Source organism: Curtobacterium sp. Csp2 (assembly GCF_013347165.1).
Map to the genome: position 1 here is coordinate 2,493,535 of NZ_CP054593.1, position 12,059 is coordinate 2,505,593.

At 75.4% G+C, this 12,059-nt stretch carries 10 protein-coding genes and 1 pseudogene; 6 read left to right on the top strand and 5 right to left on the bottom strand.

The genetic code is table 11. The features are described 5' to 3' along the window. Positions 1–891: MFS transporter (locus tag HUN59_RS12085; protein WP_217483545.1), on the top strand; the 891-nt coding region annotated here is incomplete at its 5' end. 164 nt (positions 892–1,055) lie between these two features. Here the strand turns inward: HUN59_RS12085 and HUN59_RS12090 are convergent. Beyond that, a complete protein-coding gene (locus HUN59_RS12090) occupies positions 1,056–3,062 on the bottom strand; it encodes a carboxypeptidase-like regulatory domain-containing protein (RefSeq protein WP_174778477.1) in 2,007 nt (668 codons plus the stop codon). A 364-nt stretch (positions 3,063–3,426) separates the two neighbouring features. Next, entirely contained in the window at positions 3,427–3,888 is a 462-nt protein-coding gene (locus HUN59_RS12095) for an NUDIX domain-containing protein (protein WP_174778478.1), read from the bottom strand. A gap of 134 nt (positions 3,889–4,022) precedes the next feature. Between HUN59_RS12095 and HUN59_RS12100 the strand changes: the two genes are divergently transcribed. Continuing rightward, complete coding sequence (locus tag HUN59_RS12100) at positions 4,023–4,868, top strand: universal stress protein (RefSeq protein WP_174778479.1); 846 nt, start codon at positions 4,023–4,025, stop codon at positions 4,866–4,868. 63 nt (positions 4,869–4,931) lie between these two features. Here the strand turns inward: HUN59_RS12100 and HUN59_RS12105 are convergent, their stop codons facing one another. From HUN59_RS12105 to HUN59_RS12115, 3 genes are all read right to left on the bottom strand, one after another. Continuing rightward, entirely contained in the window at positions 4,932–6,017 is a 1,086-nt protein-coding gene (locus HUN59_RS12105; RefSeq protein WP_174778480.1) for an SGNH/GDSL hydrolase family protein, read from the bottom strand. Positions 6,018–6,098: 81 nt separating this feature from the next. Continuing rightward, positions 6,099–6,455, bottom strand: coding sequence for a PRC-barrel domain-containing protein (locus HUN59_RS12110; protein ID WP_058743018.1), 357 nt, complete (start codon positions 6,453–6,455; stop codon positions 6,099–6,101). A gap of 40 nt (positions 6,456–6,495) precedes the next feature. Next, positions 6,496–7,476 (bottom strand): glycosyltransferase family 9 protein, encoded by a 981-nt coding sequence (locus tag HUN59_RS12115; RefSeq protein ID WP_174778481.1) that lies wholly within the window; start codon positions 7,474–7,476, stop codon positions 6,496–6,498. 63 nt (positions 7,477–7,539) lie between these two features. Between HUN59_RS12115 and HUN59_RS12120 the strand changes: the two genes are divergently transcribed. From HUN59_RS12120 to HUN59_RS12135, 4 genes and pseudogenes are all read left to right on the top strand, one after another. After that, positions 7,540–8,091 (top strand): D-glycero-alpha-D-manno-heptose-1,7-bisphosphate 7-phosphatase, encoded by a 552-nt coding sequence (locus tag HUN59_RS12120; RefSeq protein ID WP_174778482.1) that lies wholly within the window; start codon positions 7,540–7,542, stop codon positions 8,089–8,091. 14 nt (positions 8,092–8,105) lie between these two features. Next, positions 8,106–9,227 carry a glycosyltransferase family 9 protein gene (locus HUN59_RS12125; RefSeq protein WP_174778483.1) on the top strand — a complete coding sequence of 374 codons (1,122 nt, stop codon included), beginning with the start codon at positions 8,106–8,108 and terminating at the stop codon, positions 9,225–9,227. Between the two features lie 81 nt (positions 9,228–9,308). Then, positions 9,309–10,310, top strand: coding sequence for a glycosyltransferase (locus HUN59_RS12130; protein WP_174778484.1), 1,002 nt, complete (start codon positions 9,309–9,311; stop codon positions 10,308–10,310). Continuing rightward, positions 10,307–11,557, top strand: a pseudogene (locus tag HUN59_RS12135) (glycosyltransferase); the annotation flags it as partial. The gene HUN59_RS12130 and the pseudogene HUN59_RS12135, both read left to right, overlap by 4 nt. Between the last annotated feature and the right edge of the window lie 502 nt (positions 11,558–12,059).

A 12,059-nucleotide genomic window follows, 5' to 3' on the forward strand; every position in this document is an offset into this window, starting at 1 on the left:
GGCTCGCTCGGGTTCGTCCTCGGCGTCCCGATCGCGACGTGGGTCGCGCAGACGATCGGGTGGCGTTCGGCCGTCGGCGCCGTCGCCCTGGCCGCCGCGGCGCTCGCCGTCGTCGCCGCTGCGTTCCTGCCGGCCGTCCGCGGCAGCTCGTCGCCGCACATCGGTTCACCGCGCGCCTGGGCGCGGACCGGGCTGCTCTCCGTCGTCGTCGCCGACCTGCTGCTGTTCGCCGGTCACTACGTCGTCTACACGTACATCGGCCCGTACGCGATCGACGCCGGGCTCGACGCCGGCATGGTCAGCGGCGCGCTCCTCGTGCTCGGCGGCACCGGGGTCGTCGGCCTCTGGCTCGCCGGGATGTTCGTCGACCGGGCACCCCGCCAGACGCTGCTCGCAGCGATCGCCGTGATGGCCGCCGCGTTCGCCACGATGCCGTTCGTGCACGGCTCGCTCGTCGGCACGATGGTGGTCGCCGGGATCTGGATGGCGGCCAACGGCACCACCGGCACGCTGTTCATGGCGGCGGCGATCCGCACCGGCGGAGTCTCCCCCGACATCGCGGGCGCGCTCGTCAACGGGGCGTCGAACATCGGCATCGCGGGCGGCGCGGCGATCGGCGGGCAGGCACTCGGGGTCGTCGGGCTGCAGTGGCTGCCGTTCGCGGGTGCGGTCGTGCTCGTCGGCTCCCTCGGGGTCGTCGTCGCCGCTCGCCGCGGGTTCCCCGTGCACACCCACGCGCAGGAGCACCTGTCGACGTCGTCGATCGAGGCGATCACGTCCTCGCTCGCGGTCGTCACCACGTCGGTGCCGGTCGTGAGCCGGGCGATCCAGACGCTCACCGGGTCGGTCGCCGTCGCGACGGGCTCGGTGCCCACCCGCCGGCGGCGCTGAGGGGCGCGGGGCGGGTGCCGAGCGGGCCAGATCTGTCACGCTCGGCGTCGTCCGCCGACACGGCCTGCACGGTCGGCGATCGACGGGCGGGGTGTCGTGCGCGCTCGGTGCACGCACGAGGACGGGCGGGTCGACTGGTGCCGGCCCGCCCGTCCTCGTGTGCGTCAGTCGCGCTGCTGTGCCGGGCGTCGCCGGGAGCGGACGCCCCGGGCGGTCAGCACGGCACCGCCGAGGAGCACGAGTGCGCCGGCGGCGACGAGCGCCGGGGTGGGCTCGGCGCCGGTGTACGCGAGCGGACCGGCCCCGCCGCCGCCGGTGGTCGTCCCACCGTCGGCGACCGGCTGGGCCACGGGCGTGCTCGGGGAGGGCGTCGTGGTCGGCGTGACCGCGGCTGCCGGCAGCGCGATGATCAGCGGGACGGGCGTCCCACCGACGGCGACCGTGGTCACGGTGACCGGTTCGCTGTCGACGTCGCCGGTGGAGGCGACGACGGAGTACTCGGTCTCCGGCCGCAACCCGGAGAGCACGAACGCGCCGTCCTGGTCGGTGGTCACGGTCACCGCGGCACCGTCGGCCGGGTCGGTCGGGGTGGCCACGACCTCGAGGTCCGGTGCGGGCGTGCCGTCGGCCTCGGTCACGGTGCCCGGCTGGTCCACCGTCGGCAGCGGCAGGACGAAGTCGACCGGGGTCGACGCGGCGCCGGTGTCCACGGTCGTGACGACCTGCGCCGCCGCGCCGTCGACGGTGATCCGGTACGGCGTACCCGGCGTGAGTCCCGCCAGGTCGTAGCTGCCGTCAGCGTTCGTCGGGACGACCACGACCGATCCGGCGCCGGCGTCGACCGGACGCGCCGTCACGGTGATCCCGCCGACCGGGGTGCCGTCCTCGTACCGCACGGACCCGGGCTGGGACACGGTCGCCGGGACGGGCGTCGTGAACGGGAAGTCCGCCGTCGCCGTGCCGTCGGCCGCGACGATCACCGGCACCTCCGTCGTCCCGGTGGTGCCGGTCGGCGTCGTGGTCCGGACGGTGTACGTGCCGGGGCGGACGCGGAGGTCGTACGTGCCGTCCGCCGCGGTGTCGAACGCGGCGACGACCTCGCCGCCCTGCACCAGCTCGATCCGCGCCGGATCGCCCGGTGCGGTCCCGTCCACCGTGACCCGTCCGCTCACGGTGCCGAGCGGCGCCTGGACGACGAGCGGCGGGACCGTCGCGGCCGGGGCGCCGTCGGCCCCGGTGGTCACGGAGACGGGCGTCGCTCCGTCGGTCGTCGCGAAGACGGACGTGTCCGCGGGCAGCCCGGGCACGGTGTAGCGGCCCTCGGCGTCGGTGACGACCTCGGCCAGGGTCGCCCCGGTGTCCGGGTCGGTCACGACCACGGTGACGTCGGCGACCGGGGTGCCGTCGGTGTCCACGACGGTCCCGTCTACCGCGACCGTGCCGGGCGGTGTCGCGAACGCGAAGTCGGCGTCCGAGACGTCCGCGCGGAGGGACACCGGTGCCGGTGCGGCGGTGAGGGTGGCGTTGTCGGGCGTCGCGACGGTCACGCGGTAGCCGTCGGCCTGCGTCAGCGCGTCGAAGGTGTACCGGCCCTGGCCGTCCGTCGTGGTGGTGTACTCGGTGCCGTTCGGCGCGGTGACGGTCACGAGCGTGTCCGGCAGGGCCTCGCCGTCGAGCGTCGCGGTCCCGGACAGGGACGAGGTCTTGTTCGCGAACCAGGTCTGGTAGACGGGGAACCCGCTCCGCTGCTGGTAGGTGATGGTGAGCGTGGCGAGGGAGGCCGTCGGCGTGAACCAGGCGGACGCGCCCGCGGTGTCGTTCGCAGCGGCGTTCCCGACCAGGACGCCGGTCGCGGGGTCCCACGTCGGTCGATCCTGTCCGGGAGCGACGCCCCCGGGGTCCGACGGGCAGCTCCACCCGCCCGGCGAGACCGTGGAGCAGGAGTTGTACGAGCCCTGGTAGCCGAGCTGCGCGACCGACGCCGGCGACCCGTCCGCGAGCGTCGCGGAGATCGTGGCCTGGTCGGCGTCGATGTCGCCCAGCACGAACGACCAGCCACCGGCACCCGGGGTGCCACCCGCGAACGTGTAGGTCGTGACCGCAGGGTTCTGCGCGTTGTTCGCCGCGGGGCGTTGGTTGATGTAGGTGTCGTCACGACTCGATCCGTACACGGTGCCAGGAGGCGTCGACGGCCCCTGCCACGTGGAACGTCCCGAGACCACGGTCGTCTGACTCGAGTTGGTCGTGAAGGTGGTCACCGGGAAGCCCGGCAACTCCAGCGTCCCAGCCGACACCGGCGTGGTCGCAGGGACACTGAAGGCTCCCCAGTGCCCCGTCGTCGCGGCGGACGCGGACGTCGCACCGGTCACCGCCAACCCTGCTCCCAGGACGAGACCGGTGATCCCGGCCGTGATCGAGCGCCATCCGCGCATGCGTGCTCCCCTGTTCCGCGCCGAGTGATCCTCGACGTTTCCTCAGGCTATCCAGGGGGCGCGGTCTCCGGCAGCGGGAGAGCCAGGATGCGCACAGTCACCCTCAGGGGTGCTCGAGCAGCCGGTCGAGCGCGACGACCTGTCCGGCGACGAGCAGCGCGCGGGCCTCGTCGACGCCGACCCACCGGCCCTCGTCGACCTCCGGCACCTCGACGAAACGGCCCGATCCCCGCGGGAGCTCGAGACGGACGGTGTTGCTCCGGACCGCGTCCACCACGAAGTCGTCGGCTCGCCGCGCGAAGACGCGGACGCGCTTGCCCGATGCCTGCCGGACCTCGCCGAGGTCGACGGTGGGGCCGTCCGGGGCAGGCACGCCGACCTCCTCCGCGAACTCCCGGAGCGCCGCTGCGAGCGGGTCCTCGCCGGGGTCGAGCAGGCCCTTCGGGATCGACCAGGCGCGGGGGCGTCGACGCCAGAACGGTCCGCCCATGTGCACGAGGAAGACCTCCGGCCCGTCACGGTCGGGGGTCCGTCGGTGCAGCAGGAGTCCGGCGCTGGTGACCACGGCCCGAGCGTAGTGCGGACCCTCGGCGATCCCTCAGGACGGCCACGGCGCAGACCGGTCCGGAGGGCGTAGCTTCCGGGACCAGAGGCGCCGAACGACGCCCCGGAGGACCCCGGACGAGGAGGTCGATCGGGATGGACGGACGATGGACGACGGTCACGCTGGCGGCGGACGCCGCGCGACCCCACGACGAGGCCGTGCGGTGGGTCACCGAGCACGCCGGCGGTGTCGAGCGGGTGCACGTCATCGGTGTCGACCCGGCGAGCGAGGCCCGCATCGGCCCGGACGGCGTCCGGGTCGCGGACGCCGTGGCGCGTGCCGTGCAGGACGGCGTGCCGACGGCCGACGTGACGGTTCGACGGCACGCGGGCTCCTTCGCCCGGGCACTCGTGGACCAGTCGGACGACGGCGACCTGCTGGTCGTCGGCACCTACCGGGGACGACGCGGCTCGACGGCCGGCGGGGACCCGGCCCGCGTCGCCGAGCGCGCGGCGGTGCCCACTGTGGTCGTGCCGGAGGGACCGCACCCGATCGCCGGCGACGTCGTCCTGGCGGTCGACGAACCGCTCGACGCGCACGCCGAGGCCCTGGCGGTCGCGGAGGCCCGGCGGACGCACCGGCGGCTGACACTGCTCCGGGTGTGGGAGATGCCCGTGCTCACCCGGACCGGGCTCACCGACTTCGCGGAGGAGCCGCTCCGGTGGCGCACCCGGAACGCCGAGCTCCTGCAGCGGGTCACCGCCGCCGTGACGGCTCGGCACCCGGACGTCCGCGTGCACCCGCTGCTCGTCGAGGGACGTCCGGGGCACGCCATCGCCGCGCACACCCGGCGGGCGTCGCTCGTGGTGCTCGGCGTCGGACACGTGCACGCACTGTCCGGCTCGGTGCTCCACGACGTCCTGCGCGAGACGGTGTCGCCGGTCCTGGTCGTCCCGCCCGCGGCGCACACCGCGACCGCGATCGACGAGGTCAGCGCCTGACACCGCGCCGGGCCGGGTCCGGCAGACGGCAGCGGACGCGGTCCGAGCCTCGGCGGCAGCAGGTCAGCCGGCCAGGTCCCGCACCGCTGCGGCCACCCGACCGGTCAGCCACGCCACCCCGCGCTCGTTCGGGTGCAGGGCGCCGGGGACCAGGTCGATCCGGCTGAGGTTACCGCTGCCCTCGAGCGACACGCCGGCGACGTAGGAGCCCTTCGTCGCGCAGGCCGAGTGCGCCTGCGACGCCGCGAAGACGTCGAGGAACCGGACCCCGGCCGCCCGCGCGGCGTCGGCGGACACGGTGTCGAGCTCCTCCTGCACGCCGTGCAGGTAGCGGACGTCGGTGTCGGTGAAGGGGAAGGTGTCGGACGGGAACGACCCAGCGAGGGAGCCGAGGTCGAGCGCGGACCGGAAGCAGCCGCCCCTCGGCGTGTGCTCGGCGTCCGGGAAGATCGCCGGGTACCCGAGGAACACGACGACGGCGTTCGGCGCCGCGGCGCGGACGGCCCCCAGCGTCTCGGCGATCGACAGCGCCACGCGGGACCGGATCTTCACGCCGAGCTGGTCCTCGCCGTCGCGGACGAGCGTGCTGCGGCACGACGGGGCGTCGCGGCCGGAGAACACCGGGCCCTTCGACGACAGCGCCAGGCACGACGCCGCGGTGCCGAACAGGTCGGCGTCGTTCCCACCGATGGTGATCGTCACCAGCCGCGTCCGGTCGGACAGTGCTCGGACCTGCGGCGGCACCCCGCGGAACTGGAAGCCCGACACGACGTCGTCCGAGGTCGCGCCCGCGCAGGTGACGTCCGTCAGCGCGAGCCCGAAGCGCGCGGCGATGCGGTGCGGGTAGTCACGCGCGGACTGGGCGCAGGCGTCGGTGGGCAGGTGCGTCGGGTCGTCGAGCCCGTACCCGGCCGAGTACGAGTCGCCGAGCGCGACGTACTCCGACCCCGGCGGGATCGCGGCGAGGGACTCCGGCGGGTCGGACGGGACCGGGTACGGCGCCGGCACGGGCCACATCGGCGGGGCGACCGCCGCACCCGAACCACCGACACCAGCACCGCCGCCGAGCGCGGACGCGCCCACGAGCGCCACGACCGCCAGGCCACCGAGCACGGCACGGCGGAGCGCCGGACGGACGCGGCGGAGCACCGGACGGGAGCGGGTCAGGACGAGCCTCCGGGGAGTCGGGACACGGACGGGACCACCCAGGCTAACCGTCCCGCCCGAGCGTCACCGACGACCGAGTCGCCGCTCTCCCCCGCTGCCGGTCTGGTACTGCAGGCCGTAGTGCTCGTAGAGCACCGGCTCGGTCGACGCCTCGAGCTCGCCGTCGGTCGGGATCGACGGCGCGTCCTTGACGAGCTTCTTCGGGAACGCCACGCGCAGGTGCTTCGGTGCCACGGTCGCCCCGACGAGCGGGACGAAGAGGAGCTTCTGGAACCCGACGAGTCCCGTCGTCACCGATCCGAACGCCGGCTCCGAGGTCGCGGTGTCGTAGTAGATGCTCTCGAGGGTCCCGACCTTGTCCTCGGCCTCGTCGACGACCGTCAGGCCGATCCAGTCGCGGATGTCAGTTGCTTCGAACACGGCGGGCTCCCATCTGAGGCGGAACAGGTCCGGTCCGACGCTACCGGGCGGCGGACGGGACGGTCACGGCGAGCGAATCCACCGCGTCGAGGACGTCCTGCACGCCGACCGCGAGGAGCGCCGGGTCCGGGTCCTCGGCGAACACGTCACCGCGCCGCACCGACGCGTCGGTCAGCACCACGTGCGGTCCCGAGGCCGGCGGTCCCCACGCCTCCGGCGGCGCCGGACCGAACACGACGACCGACGGCACCCCGTAGGCCGACGCGAGGTGCGCCGCCCCGGTGTCGACGGTCACGACGACGCTCGCGTCCGCGACGACCGCCGCGAACGGCTGCAGGTCGAGCACGCCGGCCAGCACCGCGTCGGGTGCCAGCCCGGCCGCCTGCGCGACGGCGGCGGCGCGCTCGACGTCGTCCGTGCCTCCCGTCAGGACGACCCGGTGTCCGCGTTCCCGCAGCCCGCGCGCGACCGCGGCGAACCGGTCCGTCGGCCAGTGCCGGGCACCGTGGAAGGCGCCCACGTGCACCACCGCCGCACGGGGCGCGACCGACGGCTCGGCCGGACGCGCGATCGCGACCTCGTCGGCGTCCGCCGGGATCCCGTGCCAGGTCAGCAGGCGCGCCCACCGCTCGCGTTCGTGCACGTCGTCCGGCCAGGGCGGGCCGTCGTTGCCGTGGAGCGGGTCGGCGTGGCCGATCACGCGGCGTGCGCCGAGGGCGGCGACGAGGTCCGAGGACTCCGGGCCGACGCCGTGCAGGTTCACCGCGACGTCGACCACGCCGGCCGGCGCCGCGATCGCGTGGTCGAGTCCGTGCTGGGCGAGGTGCACGTCCACGGGCAGCAGCTCGACCACCGGTGCCAACCAGGCCGTCGTGGCGAGCGTGATGCGGTGGCCGGGGAAGGCCCGGCGGAGGGCGTGCAGCGCGGGGACGGCGACGAGCGCGTCCCCGAGCTTGATGGCGCGGAGGACGAGCAGGTCCGGGCGCCCGTCGGACGGGGGCAGTACGGGGACGGCGGTCACGGCGCCGACGCTAACCGGACGTGCCTGGGGTGCTTCACGGCGTCGGACCGGTAGCAGTGCAGCATGCCCCTCGCGACGGACCGCGTCATCCGCGGTGTCCTCTTCGACCGTGACGACACGCTCGTGATCGACGTGCCCTACAACGCGGACCCGCACCGGGTGGTGCCCGTGCCGGGGGCGCACCGGGCCGTCGAGCGGGCACGGGCCGCCGGGCTCCGCGTCGGCGTCGTCACGAACCAGTCGGTCGTCGCCAAGGGCATGGCCACCCGCGAGCAGGTCGACGCCACGAACGCCCGGGTCGACGAGCTCGTCGGACCCTTCGACGTGTGGTGCGTCTGCCCGCACGACGCCGGGGACGCCTGCCGGTGCCGCAAGCCTCGGCCCGGCATGGTGCTCGACGCCGCGGCGGCGCTCGGCCTCGACCCCGCCGAGCTCGTCGTCGTCGGGGACATCGGCGCCGACGTCGGTGCCGCGCTCGCCGCGGGGGCGCAGGGGATCCTCGTGCCGACCGCGCGGACCCGGGCAGAGGAGGTGGCCGCCGCGGACACGGTCGTCCGCTCCCTCGAGGAGGCGGTGGACCTGGTGCTCGCCCGCGTCCCCGCGGAACAGGCGTGAGCAGCGGCGCAGGCGTGCCCAGCAGCACCGCGACCGCCACCGACACCGGCGCCGACCCCGCCCGCCGCCCCCGCGTCCTCGTCGTCCGCCTCGACTCCTTCGGCGACGTCCTGGTCACCGGCCCGGCCGTCCGCGCCGTCGCCGCGGGCGCCGCCCACGTCACGATGCTCTGCGGCCCGCAGGGTGCCCCCGCCGCCGACCTGCTGCCCGGGGTCGACCGCGTGCGCGTCTGGGCGGCGCCGTGGGTGACCGAGACCGCCCGCCCGATCGACGACGCCCTGCTCGGCGAGTTCCGCGCGCTCGTCACCGAGGAACAGCCGGACGAGGCCGTCGTCCTGACGTCCTTCCACCAGTCACCGCTGCCGGTCGCGCTGCTCCTGCGCCTGGCCGGCGTGGCGCGCGTCACCGGCGCCTCGGTGGACCACCCCGGGTCGCTGCTGGACGTGCGCCTGCGACCGGGCGAGGACCTCCCCGAGGACCTGCCCGAACCCGAGCGCGCCCTCCGCATCGCCGCGGCCGCCGGGTTCGCGCTGCCCCCGACCGACGACGGGAGGCTCGTGGTGCGCCACGACGCCGTCGCACCACCCGAGGTGGTCGCCCTGGGTCGGTACGTGGTCGTGCACCCCGGCGCGAGCGTGCCCGCGCGCGCGTGGCCGGAGGACCACCACCGCGCGCTCGTCGCCGCCTACGCCGAGCGCGGGGTCCCCGTGGTCGTCACCGGCAGCCCGGGTGAGCGGGCGCTCACGGCCGCGGTCGCCGGGGACACCGCGCTCGACCTCGGCGGTCGGACCAGCCCCGCCGAGCTCGCCGCGGTGCTCGCCGGCGCCGAGGTGGTCGTCGTCGGGAACACCGGGCCCGCCCACCTCGCCGCCGCGGTCGGCGCCCGGATCGTCAGCCTGTTCTCACCCGTGGTGCCCGCGGTGAAGTGGGCGCCCTACGCGCCGGACGTCGAACTGCTCGGCGACCAGCAGGCGCCGTGCCGCCTGAGCCGGGCCCGCGAGTGCCCCGTCGCCGGACACCCCTGCCTGTCCACGGTGCGCGTCGAGGACGTCCTGGCGGCCCACGAACGGCTCCTCGGACGCGCTCCGCGGATGAACACGAGAAGCCTGCGAGGTCCGGCAGCGGGCGCTGCGTAGCGTGCGCCACTGCTCCTCCTCCTCGCCGACCCCGGCGACGGAGCGACCGGGAGGGGCTCAGGACGAGACGGAAGGCCCTGCATGCGGATCCTCGTGTGGCACGTGCACGGCGGCTGGATGGACGCCTTCGTCCGCGGCCCCCACGAGTACCTCATCCCGACCACCCCGGCGCGAGACGCCTGGGGGCTCGGACGCGGCGGCCGCGACTGGCCGGCGAACGCGATCGAGATCGACCCCGCCGACGTCGCCGACGCGGAGGTCGACGTGGTCGTCCTGCAGCGCACCGAGGAGCTCGAGGAGGCTGCGCGCCTGCTCGGCGGCCGCGAGGTGCCGACGGTCTTCGTGGAGCACAACGCACCGCGCGTCGACGTACCGAACAGCCTGCACCCGCTCCGCGACCGCGACGACCTGCTGATCGCGCACGTGACGCACTGGAACGCCCTGATGTGGGACTGCGGGACCACCCGCACGACCGTCGTCGAGCACGGCGTGGTCGACCCCGGGCCGCTGTACACCGGCAGGCTCGAGCGCTTCGGCGTCGTGATCAACGAGCCGGTGCGCCGCGGCCGGGTCGTCGGCACCGACCTGCTCCCCCGCTTCGCCGCGGTCGCTCCGGTCGACGTCTGGGGCATGGGCACCGAGCGGCTGCCCGAGGCTGGCCTCGGCGACCGCGTCGTCCCCCGCGGCGACGTCCCCGCCGACCCGATGCACGCGGCCCTGGCCGAGCGCCGCGCCTACGTGCACCCGAACCGGTGGACGTCGCTCGGCCTGTCGCTCATCGAGGCGATGCACATGGCGATGCCGGTGCTCGTCCTCGCGACGACCGACGCACCGCGGAGCGTGCCCGCCGACGCCGGCGCGATCGCGACCGACGTGGCGGACCTGGTCCGCGCCTCCAGGACGCTCCTGGAGGACCCCGAGGAGGCGCGCCGACGGGGCGCCGTGGCACGGGAGGCCGCGCTCGCGCGGCACGCGCTGCCCCGGTACCTGGCGGACTGGGACGACCTCCTCGACGACGCCGTCGCGCGGGGTGCGCGACGCGGACGCGCGACGGCCGTCGCGCTGGAAGGGAGCACCCGATGAAGATCGCCATGGTCTCCGAGCACGCGAGCCCGCTCGCGGTGCTCGGTGGTGTCGACGCCGGCGGGCAGAACGTGCACGTCGCCGAGCTCTCCGGGGCGCTGGCCGACCGCGGCCACCAGGTGACGGTCCACACCCGCCGCGACGACGCCGCACTGCCCGTCCGGGTGCCGCTGCGTCCGGGCGTCGAGGTCGTGCACGTCGACGCCGGACCCGCCCGGCACGTCCCCAAGGACGACCTGTTCCCGTTCATGGACACCTTCGCCGCGGTGCTCGCGGCCGAGTGGTTCGTGGACCGCCCCGACGTGGTGCACGGGCACTTCTGGATGTCCGGGCACGCCGCACTCGACGCCGTCCGGCAGGTCCAGGCCCGCACCGGGGGCGTCCGCATCCCCGTCGTGCAGACCTTCCACGCGCTCGGCGTCGTGAAGCGCCGCCACCAGGGCTCGGCGGACACGAGCCCCGCGGAGCGCGAGTGGGTCGAGCCCGCGGTCGGGCGGAGCGTCGACCAGGTCGTCGCGACCTGCTCGGACGAGGCGTTCGAGCTGAAGGCCCTCGGCGTCCCCCTGCACGCCATCTCGGTCGTACCGTGCGGCGTCGACACCGAGCTGTTCACCCCGGACGGGCCCGCCGAGGAGCGGGGTCGCCCGTTCCGGGTCCTGACCGCGTCCCGGTTGGTCCGGCGGAAGGGCGTCGGCACCACGATCGCCGCCCTCGCCCGGCTGCTCGACGAGGGCCGCGACGTCGAGCTCGTCGTCGTCGGCGGTGCCGGGACGGCCGGGTCCGACCTGGTCGACGACCCGGAGTACCAGCGCCTGGACGCCCTCGCGCGCTCGCTCGGTGTGCGCGACCACGTGACCTTCCGCGGCCAGCTCGGGCAGCACGACATGCCCGCCGTCTACCGGAGCGCCGACGTCGTCGTGTGCGCCCCCTGGTACGAGCCGTTCGGCATCGTGCCGCTCGAGGCGATGGCGTGCGGCCGACCGGTCGTGGCGTCGAGCGTCGGCGGCCTGATCGACACGGTCGTCGAGGACGCCACCGGCCTGCACGTCCCCCCGCGGGACGAGGAGGCCGTCGCCGAGGCCGTCGGACTCGTGCTCGACGACAGCGCCCGCCGCGAGGCCTACGGTCGCGCCGGACGGGAGCGCGCGGAGGCCCGCTACACCTGGCACAAGGTCGCCGCGGACAGCGAGCGCGTCTACGAGCGGCTCGTCGCCGGGTCCGGTGCCACCGTGCCCGCTCCCGACGTCGCCGCCGGGTCCGGTGCCCCCGTGCCCGCTCCCGCCGGCGCGGGCCTCGTCGAGCAGCCGGGCGAGGGCGGCGATCGTGGTGCCGACGCCCTTCCGCCGGACCAACCGGGACGCGGTCAGGACCCGGAACGGGCGACCCCGCTCCTCGGCGGGCCCGTCCGGGGTGAACAGCTCGGTGTCGACGCCGCACGGTACGACCGAGATGGCGTGCAGGGGGACGCCGAGGGCCTTCAGCTCGAACGCCTCGTCCGAGCAGGTCGCGACGACCTGGTCGACGCTCCGCCCGACCGCGGGCTCGACCCACGGGCTGTCGGCGCAACCGATCCAGACGGCGGTGCGGGGTTCGGCGCCCGAGACGCCCCACTCGGACGCCCACGCGGTGACGGCCTCGGCGAGGAGTTCCCCGTGGTCGGCGAAGACGAGCAACGGCAGGAGCGACGGGCGCTCGCACCGGACGAGCCAGGTGACGCTCAGCCGGGGCGGTGCCGGCAGGATGCGGACC